Origin of the sequence: Kutzneria viridogrisea DSM 43870 (genome assembly GCF_000525635.1) — a bacterium.
Lineage (GTDB): Bacteria > Actinomycetota > Actinomycetes > Mycobacteriales > Pseudonocardiaceae > Kutzneria > Kutzneria viridogrisea.
Window position 1 is genome coordinate 5,132,472 of record NZ_CP007155.1, and the last position, 16,959, is coordinate 5,149,430.

General features: G+C 71.2%; 17 protein-coding genes. 12 read left to right on the forward strand and 5 right to left on the reverse strand.

Annotation, left to right across the window (positions count from 1 at the left end):
• Positions 1–21 precede the first annotated feature (21 nt).
• The 4 genes from KALB_RS22655 (at position 22) to KALB_RS22665 (ending at position 3,173) form a co-directional block, all read left to right on the forward strand.
• Positions 22–1,857, forward strand: coding sequence for a transketolase (locus tag KALB_RS22655; RefSeq protein WP_025357998.1), 1,836 nt, complete (start codon positions 22–24; stop codon positions 1,855–1,857).
• Between the two features lie 106 nt (positions 1,858–1,963).
• Positions 1,964–2,407, forward strand: coding sequence for a MarR family winged helix-turn-helix transcriptional regulator (locus KALB_RS22660; protein ID WP_025357999.1), 444 nt, complete (start codon positions 1,964–1,966; stop codon positions 2,405–2,407).
• A gap of 41 nt (positions 2,408–2,448) precedes the next feature.
• Positions 2,449–2,589: a hypothetical protein gene (locus KALB_RS49300; protein ID WP_236650442.1), complete on the forward strand. Its 141-nt coding sequence runs from the start codon at positions 2,449–2,451 to the stop codon at positions 2,587–2,589.
• Between the two features lie 14 nt (positions 2,590–2,603).
• Positions 2,604–3,173, forward strand: coding sequence for an alpha/beta hydrolase (locus KALB_RS22665; protein ID WP_236650377.1), 570 nt, complete (start codon positions 2,604–2,606; stop codon positions 3,171–3,173).
• A gap of 118 nt (positions 3,174–3,291) precedes the next feature.
• Here KALB_RS22665 and KALB_RS22670 read toward each other — a convergent pair whose 3' ends face one another.
• Positions 3,292–3,648, reverse strand: a complete 357-nt coding sequence (locus KALB_RS22670) for a YciI family protein (RefSeq protein WP_025358000.1) — start codon at positions 3,646–3,648, stop codon at positions 3,292–3,294.
• A 124-nt stretch (positions 3,649–3,772) separates the two neighbouring features.
• On the reverse strand, positions 3,773–4,957 hold the full coding sequence (locus KALB_RS22675) for an NAD(P)/FAD-dependent oxidoreductase (protein ID WP_042220682.1): 1,185 nt from the start codon (positions 4,955–4,957) through the stop codon (positions 3,773–3,775).
• A gap of 138 nt (positions 4,958–5,095) precedes the next feature.
• Between KALB_RS22675 and KALB_RS22680 the strand changes: the two genes are divergently transcribed.
• Positions 5,096–5,977, forward strand: a complete 882-nt coding sequence (locus KALB_RS22680) for a MerR family transcriptional regulator (protein WP_025358002.1) — start codon at positions 5,096–5,098, stop codon at positions 5,975–5,977.
• A gap of 27 nt (positions 5,978–6,004) precedes the next feature.
• Here KALB_RS22680 and KALB_RS22685 read toward each other — a convergent pair whose 3' ends face one another.
• On the reverse strand, positions 6,005–6,475 hold the full coding sequence (locus KALB_RS22685) for a MarR family winged helix-turn-helix transcriptional regulator (RefSeq protein ID WP_030109894.1): 471 nt from the start codon (positions 6,473–6,475) through the stop codon (positions 6,005–6,007).
• A 53-nt stretch (positions 6,476–6,528) separates the two neighbouring features.
• On the opposite strand from KALB_RS22685, the gene KALB_RS22690 reads away from it, so the two are divergent.
• The 3 genes from KALB_RS22690 to KALB_RS22700 all read left to right on the forward strand — a co-directional run bounded on the left by KALB_RS22690 (position 6,529) and on the right by KALB_RS22700 (position 8,884).
• On the forward strand, positions 6,529–6,882 hold the full coding sequence (locus KALB_RS22690; RefSeq protein WP_025358004.1) for a DUF5313 family protein: 354 nt from the start codon (positions 6,529–6,531) through the stop codon (positions 6,880–6,882).
• Positions 6,875–7,684, forward strand: a complete 810-nt coding sequence (locus KALB_RS22695) for a pentapeptide repeat-containing protein (protein ID WP_025358005.1) — start codon at positions 6,875–6,877, stop codon at positions 7,682–7,684. The genes KALB_RS22690 and KALB_RS22695 overlap by 8 nt, the downstream gene beginning before the upstream one ends.
• A gap of 459 nt (positions 7,685–8,143) precedes the next feature.
• A complete protein-coding gene (locus KALB_RS22700) occupies positions 8,144–8,884 on the forward strand; it encodes a dienelactone hydrolase family protein (protein ID WP_025358006.1) in 741 nt (246 codons plus the stop codon).
• A gap of 3 nt (positions 8,885–8,887) precedes the next feature.
• Here the strand turns inward: KALB_RS22700 and KALB_RS22705 are convergent, their stop codons facing one another.
• Both KALB_RS22705 and KALB_RS22710 read right to left on the reverse strand, forming a co-directional pair.
• Complete coding sequence (locus KALB_RS22705) at positions 8,888–9,169, reverse strand: hypothetical protein (protein ID WP_025358007.1); 282 nt, start codon at positions 9,167–9,169, stop codon at positions 8,888–8,890.
• Complete coding sequence (locus KALB_RS22710; RefSeq protein WP_025358008.1) at positions 9,166–10,611, reverse strand: CYTH and CHAD domain-containing protein; 1,446 nt, start codon at positions 10,609–10,611, stop codon at positions 9,166–9,168. Before KALB_RS22710 ends, KALB_RS22705 begins: the two co-directional genes overlap by 4 nt.
• A 72-nt stretch (positions 10,612–10,683) precedes the next feature.
• Here KALB_RS22710 and KALB_RS22715 point away from each other — a divergent pair, with 72 nt between their 5' ends.
• The 4 genes from KALB_RS22715 (at position 10,684) to KALB_RS22730 (ending at position 16,953) form a co-directional block, all read left to right on the forward strand.
• Positions 10,684–11,391, forward strand: a complete 708-nt coding sequence (locus KALB_RS22715) for an HAD family hydrolase (RefSeq protein WP_030109259.1) — start codon at positions 10,684–10,686, stop codon at positions 11,389–11,391.
• A complete protein-coding gene (locus KALB_RS22720; RefSeq protein ID WP_025358010.1) occupies positions 11,388–13,748 on the forward strand; it encodes a glycoside hydrolase family 65 protein in 2,361 nt (786 codons plus the stop codon). Before KALB_RS22715 ends, KALB_RS22720 begins: the two co-directional genes overlap by 4 nt.
• Before the next feature lie 384 nt (positions 13,749–14,132).
• Positions 14,133–15,551: a family 2B encapsulin nanocompartment shell protein gene (locus tag KALB_RS22725; protein ID WP_025358011.1), complete on the forward strand. Its 1,419-nt coding sequence runs from the start codon at positions 14,133–14,135 to the stop codon at positions 15,549–15,551.
• 16 nt (positions 15,552–15,567) lie between these two features.
• Positions 15,568–16,953 (forward strand): family 2B encapsulin nanocompartment shell protein, encoded by a 1,386-nt coding sequence (locus KALB_RS22730; protein ID WP_025358012.1) that lies wholly within the window; start codon positions 15,568–15,570, stop codon positions 16,951–16,953.
• Positions 16,954–16,959: the final 6 nt, after the last annotated feature.

The following is a 16,959-nucleotide window of genomic DNA, read 5'->3' on the forward strand; positions in this document are numbered from 1 at the left end:
TCGACACGACTGGGAGGACAGATGGCCGACAGCGATTTCCGCCGTGAACTGGCACAGCAACTGCGAGTGGACTCCATCCGGTGCAGTGCCAAGGCCGGGTCCGGGCACCCGACGTCCTCGATGTCGGCGGCCGACCTGCTGGCGGTGCTGCTCGACGGCCACCTGCGACTGGACTACCAGGCCCCGGACGACCCTCGCAACGACCACCTGATCTTCTCGAAGGGGCATGCCTCTCCGCTGTACTACAGCGTGCTCAAGGCGGCGGGCGCGATCACCGATGAGGAGCTGCTCACCTTCCGGCGGCTGGACAGCAGGCTGGAGGGCCACCCGACCCCGCGCATCCCGCCGACCGACGTAGCCACCGGCTCACTGGGCCAGGGGCTGCCGATCGGGGTGGGCATCGCGCTGGCGGGCAGCAAACTGGACCGGCTGCCGTACCGGGTGTGGGTCCTGTGCGGGGACTCGGAGATGGCCGAGGGCTCGATCTGGGAGGCGTTCGAGCACGCGGCGCACGCCGGACTGGACAACCTCATCGCGATCGTGGACGTGAACCGGCTGGGCCAGACCAGGGAGACGATGACCGGCTGGCACCTGGAGCGCTACGCGGAACGGGCGAGGGCCTTCGGCTGGCACGCGATCACGGTTGACGGCCACGACGTGGACGCGATCGAGGAGGCCTACCAGGGTGCGGAGGCGACCACCGGCAAGCCGACCGTGGTGCTGGCCAAGACGCGCAAGGGTCGCGGGGTCAAGGCCGTGGAGGACCTGCCTGGCAAGCACGGCAAGCCGCTGGACGACCCGGAGGCCGCGATCGCGGAACTGGGCGGGGTCAGGAACCTGACCGTGCGGGTGACCAGGCCCGAGGTCAGGGCGAAGCCGTACGCGTTCGCCGTCACCGGCGCGGAACTGCCCACCTGGGCGCTCGGCGAGCAGGTGGCCACCCGCCAGGCGTACGGTGACGCCCTGCTGGCGGTGGGCGAGCAGCGCGGGGAGGTGGTCGCGCTGGACGGCGAGGTGTCCAACTCCACGCACAGCGACCTGTTCGCCAAGCAGCTCCCGGACCGCTACTTCGAGATGTTCATCGCCGAGCAGCAGATGATCGCCGCGGCGGTGGGCCTTCAGGTGCGCGACTGGGTGCCCTACGCCTCCACGTTCGCGGCCTTCCTGTCCCGCGCCTACGATTTCGTCCGCATGGCCGCGATCTCCCGTGCCGACCTGCGCCTGGTCGGCTCGCACGCCGGTGTGTCCATCGGTGAGGACGGGCCCTCGCAGATGGCCCTGGAGGACATGGCGGCACTGCGGGCGGTGCACGGCAGTACCGTGTTGCACCCGTCGGACGCCAACCAGACGGCCCAGCTCGTGGCGCAGATGGCCGACCGCAAGGGCATCTCGTACCTGCGGACCCTGCGCGGCAAGACGGTGGTGCGCACTCCGTCCACTGAGGACGTCCACATTGGAGGGAGCAGGGTGCTGCGCTCCAGCGACGCGGACGAGGTGGCCCTGCTGGCCTGCGGCATCACCGTGGGCGAAGCCGAGGCCGCCGCCGATCTGCTGGCCAGTCAGGGCACCACCGCGAGGGTGATCGACTGCTACTCGATCAAGCCGCTGGACGAGGACACCGTGCGGGCCGCCGCGCGGGACACCGGGTTGCTCGTCACCGTGGAGGACCACTGGCCCGAGGGCGGTCTGGGCGACGCCGTGCTGGCCGCCGTCTCGGACCTGGCCCGGCCGCCCAGAGTGCACAAGCTGGCCGTGCGGATCATGCCCACCTCCGGCACGCCCGCCGAGCTGCTCGCCGCCGCCGAGATCGACGCCCCGGCGATCGCCAAGGCAGTGGGTTCGCTGCTGGGCAGGTAGACCGCCCCCGCGCGTCAGCAGTGCGATCAGCCGGACACCGCAATCAGTTCGATCACAGACTCTCCGGTCCTTGATTGTATGAGATCGAACAGTTAGCGTTGCGACTATGGACGGTCGGGACAGCACGTTGGCCACCCTTGAGCTCATCCGCTGGATCGCATGGGCCAAGCACAAGGGCGGCGAGGACTGGTTCCGGAGCCGAGAGCTCAGCTTCGAGCAGGGCTTTGTGCTCGGATACGTGATCCAGCAACCCGGGGCGATCCAGCGCGACATCGCGCAGAAAACGCGCCGGGGCGCTGCGAGCGTCTCGAGTTTGTTGCAGGGGCTCGAGCGCCGCGGTCTTGTCGAGCGCCGCATGGAAGGCGGCGACGAACGCAGTAAGCGCGTCTACGCGACGCCGGTCGGCATGGAGCTGATCGCCGGGATCGACAGCGCGATGGCTGACGTGGATGAGGCGATCCTCGCCCCGCTGGACCCCCTCGAACGGACCGCCCTGCACACCCTGCTCGAGAAGATCACCGCTGAACTACCGAAACCAACCCGGTCATAGCCCCAGATCGACACGTCCCGCCGCGCAACAGAGGTCACCTCATGAATGACAGCTCCCTGATTCTCATTCCCGGCGCGCAGCACGGCGGCTGGTGCTGGCGCAGGACGCTCGGACCGCTGCGGGCCCGGGGCCACGACGTGCACGCGGTCACGCTCACCGGCCTCGGCGAGCGCATCTACTGACCCCGGACGTCGACCTGAACACGCACATCACCGACGTCCTGGCGATGATCGAGTCGGAGGAACTGACCGGCGTGACGCTGGTCGGGCACAGCTTCGGTGGCATGGTCGCGGCCGGCGTCACCGCCCGGCTGCGGCACCCGGCCGTGCGCCGACTGATCTGTCTGGACAGCCCGGTGCCAGTCGACGGCGACAGCATCATCACCGTGACCCCCTTCGGCGACCACCTCCCCGAGATGCGCACGGTGATCGACGGCGTGGGCGTGATCATGCCGGGCGACGCGGCCGCGATGGGTGTCCACGGCGAGGACCTGGCCTGGGTGCAGCGTCGGCTGACCCCGCACCCGTACGCCACGGTCACCACGCCACTGCACCTGCCGGACGGCTGGAACGACGGTGTCGAACAGGTCTACATCCGCTGTGTCACCGGACAGGACCACGGACCGTGGGCCGACATGTCCCGAGTCGACGAGTCTGCTGGCTGGCGCTCCTTCGAGCTGCACAGCGGCCACGACGCAATGATCGACCAGCCCAGCAAGCTCGTCGAACTGCTGGATGAGGTGTGTACCACCAAGCAGGCCGCCTGAGGTCCGTCGCGTGGATCCTTCCAGATCAGGGACGGGACGCCGCGAGCCCAGCAAGGATCCAGCAGCCCCCGGGGCAGGCGCGCGGGTCGTGCCACGGCGCCTGACCCCGGTGGGTGGGTCACTCCCCGGCGAGCTGCCTGACCTCGGCGGTGATCGTCCAGTAGTCCTCGTGCACGGCCAGGAAACGCTCGGCCCACTTGATCGCCTCGGCCATGTTCTCGGCCTGGACGATCGAGTACCCGCCGATGACCTCCTTGCTCTCGGTGAAGGGCCCGTCGGTGCGGCTGAGCTGGCCGCCCGACCAGGTGACCCGAACCCCCTCGGCGGTGGGCCGCAGACCGTTGGTCTCCAGCATGACCCCGGCCTTGGTGATCTCCTCGAACAGTGCGTCCATGCGCTGGTGGAGCTCGGGGCTGGGGCCGCCCTCGGGCACGTTCTTCTCGTCGATGCGGATCAGCGTCATGAAGCGCGGCATGGTGACTCCTCGGTCGCGGGGCGGGGTCGCTCCCCGCCTCTCACCACTGCGTCGAACGGGCGAGCGCGGGATCGACATCTCCCCCGAAGATTTCTTCCGGGATTTTTCCGGCCGCGCCGGGACCTCACAAATCGGCGAGCACCTGCCGGGCCGTGCGCCGCCCGGACACCAGCGCGCCCTGGATGGAGCTGGTGTCCCGGTGGTCCCCGCACACGTACAGCCCGGGCCGCACGCGAACGGGCCGCCGCACCGGGTGGGTGGGCGTCATGGCGGGCACGGCGCGTGGCACCGGGTAGACGGCGAGCAGCTCCCAGCGGCTGGTGTCGGTGCCGTAGAGCTGGGCGAGGTGGGCGCGCACGGCGTGCTCGTCGGCGCCGCCCAGCACAGAGGCGCTGATCAGGCTGGACCCGGCTGGCGCGTAACCCGGTGCGACCTGGCTGGGCACCAGGGTGTTGACCACGGGCCCGCGCGCGGCGTCCACGGTGATCACCGGCAGGCGCAGAGGCGGTTGGTCGGCCCGGTAGTACAGGGTGGTGACGCTGCGCCAGCCCGGTTCCCGCACACCGGGCAGCAGGCTCGCGGCGGTGGACCCGTCGGTGGCCACCACGACAGCCCGGCAGGACAGGCGGCGTCCGTCGGCGAGGTGCACCGAGTCGGGTCGCACGTGCCGCACGGGTGTGCCGGTGACCAGCGTGCCGCGAGGCAGCCGGTCGGCGAGTTGGCGCGGCAGCGCGGCCATGCCGGTGTCGGGCAGCACCGGGGCGGCCCGCAGGAAGGCGCGCCAGATCAGGTGGAACGCCCGCGAGGACGTGGCCAGGTCGGCGTCGAGCAGCACTCCGCTGAGGAACGGCCGCAGGATCCGCTCCGTGGTGGCCCGGGACAGACCGGCGCAGTACAACTCACCCAGGGTGTCGCGGTCCTCGGCGGTGGCGATCCACCGACCGGGCAGCAGGAGGTCGCGGGCGGACAGGGCCGCCAGCGCGGCGAGGTCGCGGACGGGGAACTGGAGCGCGGAGCGCAGGCGCAGCAGGTGGACGTGGTCCCCGTCGCGGACACGCAGCGCGCGCAGGAACCGGCCCGGGCGCAGTGCGGGCAGATCGACCAGGTCGCGCACGGCGGGGTAGGCCGGGTTGAGCACCTGGAAGCCGCGGTCCAGCCGGAAGCCGTCGAGCAGGTCGGTGCGCACCCGGCCGCCCACCTCCTCGGCGGCCTCGACCAGCCGCACCGACCGCCCCGCGCCGGTCAGGCCGATGGCCGCGGCCAGCCCGGCCAGCCCCGCGCCAACCACGACCACCTCGGTGTCGGTCACCAGAACAGCTCCGATCCGCCAGTTGAACCGATTTCGAATCGATTCTAGGCTGGGTCGCCACACCGGACAACGCGAGCTGATCATCCGGCGCCGGGTGTCCCGCTATCGTGTCCGGACCGAGGTGGGAGGCGGAGTCGGATGGCGGAGTGGAGCCCCGGCGCGCTGGCGCGCATGCTGGGCGTCTCGCCGACCACCCTGCGCACCTGGGACCGCCGCTACGGGCTCGGTCCGAGCACCCGCGAGCAGGGCAAGCACCGCCGGTACACCGATGTGGACGCCGATCGCCTACGACGCATGGTGGAACTGACCGCGCAGGGGCTCACCCCGGCCGCCGCGGCGGCGAGCGCGCTGGGGCAGCCGGTGCCCGAACGCCCGCGCGACGGCGGTGGCGGCCAGGCCGTGGCGGTGGGCTCGCACGCGGCCGAGGCGCGCGGGTTCGCCAGGGCAGCGGCACGACTGGACGCGCCGCGCATGCGCGTGCTGGCCACGGACCTGATCGCGCGGCACGGCGTGGTGCCCGCCTGGCAGCAGGTCTTCATGCCGGTGCTGATCGAACTGGGCCGCAAGGTCGGCGAATCGGGCGCGGGCATCGAGGTGGAGCACATGGCCAGCGCGAGCGTGCTGCACGCGCTGCGGCAGGTCCCCGACCCACCGGAGCGGGGCAGGCTGCCCGCGCTGCTGGCCTGCGCACCGGAGGAACTGCACACCCTGCCACTGGACGTGCTGGCTGCGGCGCTGGCCGAGCGGGGCTGTCCCACGCGCAGCCTCGGGGCCCGCGTGCCAGCGCAGGCCCTGCTCCAGGCCGTCGACAAGCTGCGCCCGCAGTTGACCGTCGTCTGGGCGCACGGCGCCGAGCAAGCCGAGCAGGTGCCGCTGGCGGACCTGCTCGACGGGTACGGCATGCTCGTGCTGGTCGCCGGTCCCGGCTGGCAGTCCGTTGCGGTTCCCGAGGCCGTACGGACCCTCGACTCGCTGCCCCAGGCCGTGCGCGTCCTGCTGGAGCTGACTGGCAGGAGGTGAGCCAGCCCGCGAGGTCATCGGCACCCTTCAGCGGGGCTGATCGCGCTCGTTCCGCACGGCCTCGGTGGCCGCGTTGATGACCCGCATCAGGTCCCCGTGCAGGCGCATCAACTCGTCCAGCCCCATACCGAGCCGCGCCACGATCGCGGGCGGGATGCGCTCGGCCTGGGCCCGCAGCGCACGACCGGACTCGGTCAGGGTGACGGCCAGCAGCCGCTCGTCCTGGCGGTCCCGCTCGCGGCGCACGTAACCGGCCGCCTCCAGCCGCTTGAGCAGCGGGGACAGCGTGCCCGGGTCCAGTTGCAGCAGCCCGCTCAGATCGCGCACCGACAGCGGGGAGTCCTCCCACAGCGCCAGCATCACCAGGTACTGCGGGTGGGTCAGGCCCATCGGTTCCAGCAGCGGCCGGTACACGGCCAGCACGCTGCGCGAGGCCACCGACAGGGCGAAGCACACCTGCCGTTCCAGCGCCAGGGGGTCGGCGTCCACGTCAGTCACGTCACAGATCGTACCAATGATTTGTGCACCAACGATTGGTGTACGATCGACCCATGCGGCCCAACCCTGTGCAGTGGATCTGGTACGTCTACGGCGGCCGGTTGCCCCAGCGGTGCCGGGAGTGGGTGCTGCACGACGTCACCTGCCGGACCTGGGCGCTGCGGCACCTGCTGCGCGCGGTGGTGCAGATCCTGCCCGCGCTGCTGGCGCTGTTCGTGTTCTTCACGCTGCTGCGCGGCCCGCTGTGGGTGGTGCTGATGGCCACCGGCCTCGGCGTGATCGTCAGCGTCTACTACTCGCTGTCGTACATGACCGAGTCCTGTGACGTGCGCCTGCAGAAGTACGGCTACCCGCCCCGGCACGCCCAGCACGTCCGCGAACAGCGGCTAGGCTCCGCGGGTGCGTGACAGGAAAGACCTGGGGCTGACCTCCGACTGTTCGAACTGCTTCGCCCTGTGCTGCGTGGGCCTGGCGTTCACCGCCTCCGCCGACTTCGCCATCAGCAAGGACGTGGGCACGCCCTGCCCGAACCTGCGGCAGGACTTCCGCTGCGGCATCCACCAGCAGTTGCGGCCCAAGGGCTTCCAGGGCTGCACGGTGTACGACTGCTTCGGCGCGGGCCAGAAGGTCTCGCAGGTGACCTTCGGCGCCCGCGACTGGCGCCAGGCCCCCGAGACCGCGGCCAGCATGTTCGCCGTGCTGCCCGTCATGCGCCAGCTGCACGAACTGCTCTGGTACCTGGCCGAGGCCCTGACCCTGCCCGCCGCCAAGCCCGTGCACCGCGAGGTGGCCGACCTGCTGACCCGCACCGAGGACCTCACCAGGCAAAGCCCTGAGCAGCTGCTGGCCCTCGACGTGGCAGCACACCGCCAGCAGGTCAACACCGTGCTGCTGCGCACCAGCGAACTCGTCCGCTCCGGCGTGCGCGGCAAGCGCAAGGACCGGCGGGGCGCCGACCTGATCGGCGCCCGGCTGCGCGGCGCCGACCTGCGGGGCGCCAACCTGCGCGGGGCCTACCTGATCGGCGCCGACCTCAGCGGGGCGGACCTGCGGCTGGCCGACCTGATCGGCGCGGACCTGCGGGACACCGCCGTACCCGGGGCCGATCTGTCCGCGGCGATCTTCCTCACCCAGTCGCAGGTCAACGCCGCCCGCGGGGACTCGGCGACCCGCCTGCCGCCCACCCTGACCCGCCCCGCCCACTGGTAACCCCACCCAGCGAGTCCCGGCCTGGGGGGCGCGAGTCCCGCGCTGGCGAGCGCGAGCCCCGGGCTCGGGGACGCGAGTCCCGCTCTGAGGAGCGCGAGTCCCGGCCTGGCGAGCGCGAATCCCGGCCAGCGGGGCGCGAGTCCCAGCCTGAGGAGCACGACTCCCGCTCTGGGGCGTGCGAGTCCCGGCCTGAGAAGCGCGAATCCCGCGCCCGGGACCGCGACTCCCGGCCACCAGCACGCGAATCCCGCTCTGAGGAGCACGAGTCCCAGGCTCGGAAGCACGAGTCCCGGCGACCCACACACGAATCCCGCCCAGCGGAGCGCGAGTTCCGGCCACCCGCACGCGACTCCCGGCCTGAGAAGCGCCCCCGCCTGCGGCGCGAGTCCCGCTCGGACCTCGTTTCGCCATGAGCGATACCCGGCGCCCACCCCAACCGTGATCGATAACGTGTGCACCATGCCCAGCACCCAGGTCACGATCAACACCGAGGACGGCGCCTGCGCCGCGACACTGCACACGCCGTCGAGCAGCGGCAGCTGGCCAGCAGTCATTCTCTACCCGGACGCGGGCGGCGTGCGGGAGACCTTCTCAGCGATGGCGGACCGGCTCGCGGGGCTGGGCTACGCCGTGCTGCTGCCCAACGTGTACTACCGAACCGAGTACGCCCCGTTCGACCTCGCCACGGCGTTCGGCGACCCGGACGAGCGCAAGCGCCTTGGTGAGCTCATGGCGACCTTGACCACGGAGCGGGTCGTGCGCGACACCGCGGCGTTCCTCGATTTCCTCGCCGACCGCCCCGAGGTGGCCGGGACGAAGGTCGGCACCACCGGGTACTGCATGGGTGGCCGCATGTCGCTGACCGCGGCCGGGCACCACCCGGAGCGGATCGCGGCCGCCGCCTCGTTCCACGGTGGCCACCTCGCCGCCGCCGAGGATCCGGACAGCCCACACCTGCTGGCCGACCGGATCCGCGCCGCACTGCACGTGGCCGCGGCCGAGAACGACAGCTCGTTCCCGGCCGAGCAGTTCGAGCGACTGGAGCAGGCCCTGGTCAGCGCCGGGGTGCGGCACACCATCGCGACCTACCCGGCCGCGCACGGGTTCGCCGTGGCGGACAACCCAACGTATGACGTCGACGCCGCCGAGCGCCACTGGACCGCGTTGACCGAGCTCTACGGGGCGAACCTGCACAGCTGAGGATCAACCAGGCTCGCCACGGCGCTTGCGGTGCACGACCCAGCACAGGTCCACCAGCGCCGTGGCGGCCAGCACCACGAGCAGCACACCGGCCCAGACCACGCCGAGCCACAGCGCGAACACGGCGGCGGCCACACACAGCACCATGCCGATCGAGGCAAGCCAGATACGCGGGGTCAGCGCGCTCACGGTAGGCGCGGCCCCACCCAGTTCGGCGGTCGGGTCGTGGTAGCCGTAGAGACCCCGCTCGTACTCGGCGCGGGTCGGCTTTCGCTTGGTACTCATGAGAGTTCTCCTCGCTTCAACCACCGCAGGCGCTTCGGCTTGGCGGCCTTGCGCCACACGGCCGGGAACTCGGCCTCGACCTGCTCGGCGCGCTGAGCCTCGGCGGCGTGCAGCAGGCCGTAGGTGAAGCCGTTGTCCCCACCCAGGTGCGCCTGCACACCCAGTGTCCGCAGTTCTCCGCGCGCCGCAACGGTGTCCTGGTGCTCACCGAGCAGCTTCTGCACGGACTTGGCCCTGCGCACGGACTTCTCCGCGGGCTTGCCAACCGCGGGCACGACTGTCTCGGCGGCGTACCGGAACCGCTTGGCGGCCTTGCGCACGTCGTGCAGCGACTTGTCCCCTCCGCGACGGGCCCGTTCGACGCGCCGCCATGCCTTGCGCACCAACGGGATCAGCACCTTGGCCGCGGGGCGGCCGGCCAGCGGTGGGGTGGGCGGGTCGGCCACCAACCGGTCCAGGGCGTCCCGGAGCGCGAAGTACCGGTCGCCCGCCAACTCCGGCGGGCGGCTGGTGAAGTGCTCGGTGAGCCGCCCGCGCACCCCGCCGAGCACCAGCTCGTCGGGCAGTGCGGAGACCTGCTCGGTGAACCGCTCCAGCAGCACCTCGCGGTCCCGCGACTCGCCCAGCACGGCGCCGAGCCAGCGCAGTTCGCCGATCAGCACGCGCTGCCCCGGCACGACCTTGCGGAAGGCTTGCAGCGCACTGCGAGCACGCCGGGTGGCCACGCGCATCTGGTGGACCGAGTCCTCCTCCGACAGTCGCACGCGCACGTCCTGCGCGGCGATCGTCGCCACCTGGGCGCGCAGGTAGGCCAGCACGACCTCGCCCGCGGTCTTCGGCTTGCGGATGACGCGGGTCGGCAACCGGTCGCCGAGCACGCGCGTCAACTTCGCCGGTGCGGACGAACGTTCGATGCCCGCCTCGGCCAGCGCGGAGCCGATCCGGTCGAGCAGGCCCGGGTCGCCCCCGAGCAGTTCCACCTCGACCTCGCGCCAGCCCATCAGCGTGGCCGACTCACCCAGGGTCTGCGCGGACACGTCGTCCACCACGACCTCGGCCAGCGCGCGGCCTGACTTCCCGCTGAGGGTCCAGCGCTGCCGGTGCGTGCGGATGTGCGCCACCGGGGCCAGCGCCGCACCCCGCGTGTAGCCGCGCACGGCCTCGGCCAGCGACTCGGGCAGCTTCTTACGCAGCGGTTCACGCAGTTCGGTGCGGTGCTCGGTGTCCACGCCGAGCTTGAGGTGCCAACCGGCGTCCTCGCCACCGGTGCGGCGGCGCAGGGTGATGCCCGCCCTGGCCAGCCGCAGGTCGGCGGTGTCGTGGTAGATCGCGTCCAGCACCAGCTCGTCCGGCCCGTGCCGGACGGTGCCCGGGACCTGCGGCAGCTCCGCGGCCTTCGGCATCTCGTACTTGCGTTCGATCTCCAGGGTTCGGGAAACCATGTCGTTCGGGTACCCGAACCTGCCCGGCTGAACCTGCGGTTGGCACGGCGCGGGCACGGGTAGCCAGGTGTGGTGGAACGCAACGAGCTGGGTGTCCCCGCGAACACGGCCGCGCTGCTGTTCGATCTGGACGGTGTGCTGACCAAAACGGCTGTTGTGCACGCCAAGGCGTGGCAACAGGTGTTCGACGAGTTCCTCGACGGCCGCGGCGAACCCTTCGATCCCGTGCACGACTACGAGGAGTACGTGGACGGCAAGCCCCGCGCCGACGGGGTGCGGGCCTTCCTCGAAGCGCGCGGGTTCCACCTGGACGAGGAGCAGGTGCGGGAGATCGGCGACCGCAAGAACGACCTGGTGCTGCGGCTGATCGAGCAGGACGGGGTGCGGGCCTACGAGGGTTCGCGACGGTACCTGGAGGCCGCGCGCGAGGCGGGGCTGCCCTGCGCTGTCGTGTCCTCCAACGCGAACTGCCAGGCGGTGCTGGACGCCGCGGGCATCGCGGACTACTTCAGCGTGCGCGTGGACGGGAACACGCTCAAGGAGCGCCACCTGAAGGGCAAGCCCGCACCGGACACTTTCCTGGCAGCGGCCGAGGAACTCGGGGTGCCCGCGGATCGGGCCGTGGTGTTCGAGGACGCGCTGGCCGGGGTCGAGGCGGGCCGGGCCGGGCACTTCGGCTACGTGGTCGGGGTCGACCGCACCGGTGAGGCCGAGCAGTTGCGCAGGCACGGGGCGGACGTGGTCGTGCGGGACCTCGCGGAGTTGGTGAGCCGGTCATGATCCCGCACGAGGCGTTCGCGGTGGACCCGTGGTGCCTGCGCGAGCACGCCATGCTCGAGGAGCACCACGCGCAGGCGGAGTCCCTGTTCGCGTTGTCCAACGGGCACATCGGCTGGCGCGGCAACCTGGACGAGGGCGAGCCGCACGCGCTGCCGGGCAGCTACCTCAACGGGGTGCACGAGATCCGGCCGCTGCCGCACGCCGAGAGCGCCTACGGCTATCCCGAGTCGGGGCAGACGGTCATCAACGTCACCAACGGCAAGGTGATCCGGCTGCTGGTGGACGACGAGCCGCTGGACCTGCGCTACGGCGACACCACGCGGCACGAGCGGGTGCTGGACTTCCGCGCCGGGGTGCTGCGCCGCGAGGTGGACTGGGTCTCCCCCGCCGGGCAGACCGTGCGGGTGCGCTCCACCCGGCTGGTGTCGTTCACCCAGCGGGCCATCGCCGCGATCTGCTACGAGGTGCGGGCCGTGGACGACCCGGCGCGCGTCGTGGTGCAGTCCGAACTGATCGCCAACGAGGCGATGCCCTCGCAGTCCGCCGACCCGCGCTCGGCCGCGGTGCTCGACCGCCCGCTGGTGGCCCAGGAGCACGCGGCCTTCGGCGCACGGGTGGGGCTGGTGCACCGGGTGGACCGCAGCGGGCTGGGCGTGGCCGCCGCCATGGACCACGTGGTGCTCGCGCCCGCGGGGCTCGAGACGCACGCGGAGAGTTCGCCGGACCTGGGGCGGGTCACCTGGGCCACGCTGCTCCAACCCGGCAGGACCCTGCGGCTGGTGAAGTTCGTGGCCTACGGCTGGTCCAGCCGCCGCTCCGTGCCCGCCCTGCGCGACCAGGCCGACGCCGCGCTGACCACCGCCGTGCAGACCGGCTGGGACGGGCTGCTCGCCGAGCAGCGCGCGTTCCTGGACCGGTTCTGGTCCGACGCCGACGTGGAGGTGGAGGGCGACGCGGAGGTGCAGCAGGCGGTCCGGTTCGGGCTGTACCACGTGTTGCAGGCCGGGGCGCGGGCCGAGCGCAGGGCCATCCCCGCCAAGGGGCTGACCGGTCCCGGCTACGACGGGCACTCGTTCTGGGACAGCGAGATGTTCGTGCAGCCGGTGCTGACCTACACCTTCCCGGAGGCCGTGGCGCACGCGCTGCGCTGGCGGCACGACACGCTACCGCTGGCGTTGGACCGCGCCGCGCAGCTGGGCATGTCCGGGGCGGCCTTCCCGTGGCGGACCATCACCGGCGCCGAGTGCTCCGGTTACTGGCCAGCGGGCACGGCCGCGTTCCACATCAACGCGGGCATCGCCGCCGCGGTCACCCGCTACGTCTGGGCCAGCGGGGACGAGAAGTTCGCGCGGACCACGGGCATCGAGCTGCTGGTGCAGACCGCCCGGCTGTGGCGCTCCCTGGGCCACCACGACAACGAGGGCGGCTTCAGCATCGACGGGGTCACCGGTCCCGACGAGTACAGCGCCTTGGCCGACAACAACGTCTACACCAACCTCATGGCCAAGAAGAACCTGCTGGCCGCCTACGAGTACGTGCGCCGCTTCCCGGACCGGGCGCGCGAGCTGTCGGTGGACGAGGAGGAGGCCGCCGCCTGGCGGGACGCGGCGCTGGCGGTGGTGGTGCCCTACGACGAGGTGCTGGGCGTGCACCCGCAGGCGGAGGGCTTCACCCGGCACCAGGCGTGGGACTTCGCGGCCACGCCCGAGCACGGCTACCCGCTGATGCTGCACAACCCCTACTTCGACCTGTACCGCAAGCAGGTCTGCAAGCAGGCCGACCTGGTGCTGGCGATCATGCAGTGCCCCGAGGAGTTCGAGCAGGCGCAGAAGGCCAGGGACTTCGCCTACTACGAGCGCATCACCGTGCGCGACTCCTCGCTGTCGGCCTGCGTGCAGGCGGTGGTCGCCGCCGAGGTGGGCCAGTTGGAACTGGCCCACGACTACCTGGCCGAGGCCGCGCTGATGGACATCGCCGACCTGGAGCACAACACCTCCGACGGCCTGCACATCGCCTCGCTGGCCGGGGCCTGGACCGCGCTGGTGGCTGGGTTCGGCGGCCTGCGGCAGGACGGCAGCTGCCCGCGCCTGGCGCCCCGGCTGCCCCCGGCGCTGACCCGGATCACGTTCTGCCTGCGGCTGGGCGGTGGGCGGCTCAGTGTCCGGATCCGCCCGCAGCGGGCCGAGTACCTGTACGAGGGCGAGCGGTCACTGGCGATCACCCACCACGGGCGGCGTGTGCTGCTCGACCCCGGCGGCAAGGTCGAACTGCCCATCCCGCCCTGCCCGCCACAGGAACACCTCGAGCAGCCGCCCGGCCGTGCCCCGCGCCCCCGCTCCGCGCGCGGGGGCGAGTAGTCAGCGACCAGCAGTTACGCGAACTCCGCGAATTGATCAAAAGGCGCGAGGACCTGTCGTTTTCTCCTGCGGGGGCACGGTTGAGCCGATCGGGCCGGACGGACACCACCGTGAAACTGGTACACCCGCTCGGAGCAGCACAGAGCTGGCCCCACGCACTGCGAGTACCACCCCGTCACCATCAAGGGTGAAGCAGCTCGAATTCCGCCGATAATCGCGAGCCACAATCCCTTCACTCCTCCGGGCGACTGTCGGTCGAACAATTCCGATGCTAGCTTCGTGGTTGCCCGGCAATGGTTGACATGAATTTCTCGGCAGCAATTTCGCAATTCACCTCGCCTTCTTCGCGGCGGTCATCCGCTGTGCCCAATTCATGAGGAGCTGTTGGTCGTGACGGAGACCTTGGAACCGGGTGTCGGCACCGAGAGTCAGTCCCAGCTGAGCCTGGGGACCGCCGCCGCGCGGAACCTGTCGACCACCACCAAGTCGGTCCCCCAGATGCAGGGGATCACCTCGCGCTGGCTGCTGCGGGTGCTGCCCTGGGTGCAGGTCAACGGTGGCGTGTACCGGGTGAACCGGCGGCTGAGCTACACGGTGGGTGACGGGCGCATCGAGTTCGTGGCCACCGGCGCCGAAGTGCGGGTGATCCCCGCCGAGCTGGGCGAGCTGTCGATCCTGCGCGGCTTCGAGGACATGGCGGTGCTGACCGCGCTGGCCGGGCGGTTCACCCAGCGCGAGTTCAGCGCGGGGGAGACCATCGTGGCGGCCGGGCAGGCCGCCGACCAGGTCGTGCTGATCGCGCACGGCAAGGTCAGCAAGGTCGGTGCGGGCAAGTACGGGGACGAGACCGTGCTGGGCACCCTGGCCGACGGGGACTACTTCGGCGACCGCAACCTGGTGGAGACCGAGGGGGCGTGGGAGTTCACCGCGAAGGCGGCGACCAGCACCACCGTGCTGACCCTGTCCCGCGCGGCGTTCCAGGAGGTGTCCACCTCCTCCGAGGCGCTGCGTGAGCAGCTGGTGATGTTCCAGGCCAACGCCGCGCTGGGCACCGACGAGCACGGCGAGGCCTCGATCGAGATGTCGGCGGGCCACACCGGTGAGCCGGACCTGCCGGGCACCTTCGTGGACTACGACTCCGCGCCGCGGGAGTACGAGCTGTCGGTGGCGCAGACGGTGCTGCGGGTGCACTCGAGGGTGGCCGATCTCTACAACGAGCCGATGAACCAGACCGAGCAGCAGTTGCGGCTGACCATCGAGGCCCTGCGCGAGCGCCAGGAGCACGAGATGGTCAACAGCCGGGACTTCGGGCTGTTGCACAACGCCGACTTCAGCCAGCGCATCCCCACCCGGTCCGGCCCGCCCACCCCCGACGACATGGACGAGCTGCTGTCCAAGGTGTGGAAGGACCCCTCGGTCTTCCTCGCCCACCCCAAGACCATCGTCGCGTTCGCCACCGCCTGCACCAGGGCGGGCATCTACCCGGACACGGCCGAGTTCAACGGCCACCAGGTCCCCGCCTGGCGCGGTATTCCCCTGTTGCCGTGCAACAAGATCCCGGTCACCGAGCAGGCCACCTCCTCGATCATCCTGATGCGGACCGGTCAGGAGGGCCAGGGCGTGATCGGCCTGCAGCCCACCGCGATCCCCGACGAGTACAAGCCGGGGCTTTCCGTGCGGTTCATGGGAATCAGCGAGAAGGCGATCATCTCCTACCTGGTCAGCGCCTACTTCTCGGCCGCCGTGCTGGTGCCCGACGCGCTGGCGATCCTGGAGGACGTCGAACTGGGCCGCACCGACTGAGACGGAGTTCCGAGTCGTGACCGAGACCCTCGACAGCCGGCAGTCCGCGCAGAGCCTGGGCACCGCCGCGGCGCGGAACCTGGCCACCACAACCAAGACCGCGCCCCAGATGCAGGGCATCAGCCCGCGCTGGCTACTGCGCGCCCTGCCCTGGGAGGACATCCAGGGCGGTACCTACCGGGTCAACCGCCGACTCACCTACACCGTCGGCGACGGATGCATCGAGTTCGTCCGTACCGGCGCCCAGGTACGGGTGATCCCCGCCGAGCTGGGCGAGGTGGCCGCGCTGCGCGGGTTCGACGACAGCGAGGTGCTCAGCACCCTGGCGAACCGGTTCACCCAGCACGACCTGTCGGCCGGGGATCTCGTGGTGGAGTCGGGACGTGCCGCCGACCAGCTCGTGCTGATCGCGCACGGTCGCGTGGACAAAACCGGCGCGGGCAAGTACGGGGACCAGACCGCGCTGGGCACGCTCGCCGACGGGGACCATCTCGGCGAGCAGGTGCTGACCGACCAGCCGGGCACCTGGCCGTACACCGCTCGTGCGAGCACGCGGTGCACCGTGCTGACCTTGTCCATACAGGACTTCCACGCGGTGGTCGACCAGTCCCCCGCGCTGCGCGCGCACCTGCGAGGGTTCCGCGAACGTGGCGCGCAGGCGCAGAACAAGCACGGCGAGGCCGCGATCGAGCTGTCGGCGGGCCACACCGGCGAACCGACCCTGCCGGGCACGTTCGTGGACTACGAGGAGTTCCCGCGGGAGTACGAACTCAGCCTCGCGCAGACGGTGCTGCGGGTGCACTCCCGGGTGGCCGATCTCTACAACGAGCCGATGAACCAGACCGAGCAGCAGTTGCGGCTGACCATCGAGGCCCTGCGCGAGCGCCAGGAACACGAGATCGTCAACAACCGCGACTTCGGGCTGCTGCACAACGTGGACCCCAAGCAGCGCGTGCACCCGCGCACGGGTCCGCCCACCCCTGAGGACATGGACGAGCTGCTGGCCCGCCGCCGCAAGACGCGGTTCTTCCTGGCCCACCCCAGGACGATCGCCGCGATCCGCAGGCAGTGCACGGCCCGGCGGCTGTACCCGCCCACAGTCGACTACCAGGGCCACCAGGTGCAGTCCTGGCGAGGCGTGCCGATCCTGCCCTGCGACAAGATCCCGATCACCGGGCACAACACCTCCTCGGTGCTGGCACTGCGCACCGGCGTGGACGACGACGGGGTGATCGGCCTGCGGCAGGTCGGCCTCGCCGAGGAGCGCGAGCCCGGTCTTTCCGTGCGGTTCATGGGGATCAGCGAGAAGGCGATCATCTCCTACCTGGTCAGCACCTACTACTCCGCCGCCGTGCTGGTGCCCAGCGCGCTCGGCGTGCTCGACGATGTCCAGCTCGGGTGACCACAC

What these genes read in the sequence shown, in the direction of transcription:
- KALB_RS22655 (WP_025357998.1), top strand. Translation starts at nt 22, where the DNA reads ATGGCCGACAGCGATTTCCGCCGTGAACTGGCACAGCAACTGCGAGTG.
- KALB_RS22660 (WP_025357999.1), top strand. Translation starts at nt 1,964, where the DNA reads ATGGACGGTCGGGACAGCACGTTGGCCACCCTTGAGCTCATCCGCTGG.
- KALB_RS49300 (WP_236650442.1), top strand. Translation starts at nt 2,449, where the DNA reads ATGAATGACAGCTCCCTGATTCTCATTCCCGGCGCGCAGCACGGCGGC.
- KALB_RS22670 (WP_025358000.1), bottom strand. Translation starts at nt 3,648, where the DNA reads ATGCCGCGCTTCATGACGCTGATCCGCATCGACGAGAAGAACGTGCCC.
- KALB_RS22680 (WP_025358002.1), top strand. Translation starts at nt 5,096, where the DNA reads ATGGCGGAGTGGAGCCCCGGCGCGCTGGCGCGCATGCTGGGCGTCTCG.
- KALB_RS22690 (WP_025358004.1), top strand. Translation starts at nt 6,529, where the DNA reads ATGCGGCCCAACCCTGTGCAGTGGATCTGGTACGTCTACGGCGGCCGG.
- KALB_RS22700 (WP_025358006.1), top strand. Translation starts at nt 8,144, where the DNA reads ATGCCCAGCACCCAGGTCACGATCAACACCGAGGACGGCGCCTGCGCC.
- KALB_RS22705 (WP_025358007.1), bottom strand. Translation starts at nt 9,169, where the DNA reads ATGAGTACCAAGCGAAAGCCGACCCGCGCCGAGTACGAGCGGGGTCTC.
- KALB_RS22710 (WP_025358008.1), bottom strand. Translation starts at nt 10,611, where the DNA reads ATGGTTTCCCGAACCCTGGAGATCGAACGCAAGTACGAGATGCCGAAG.
- KALB_RS22720 (WP_025358010.1), top strand. Translation starts at nt 11,388, where the DNA reads ATGATCCCGCACGAGGCGTTCGCGGTGGACCCGTGGTGCCTGCGCGAG.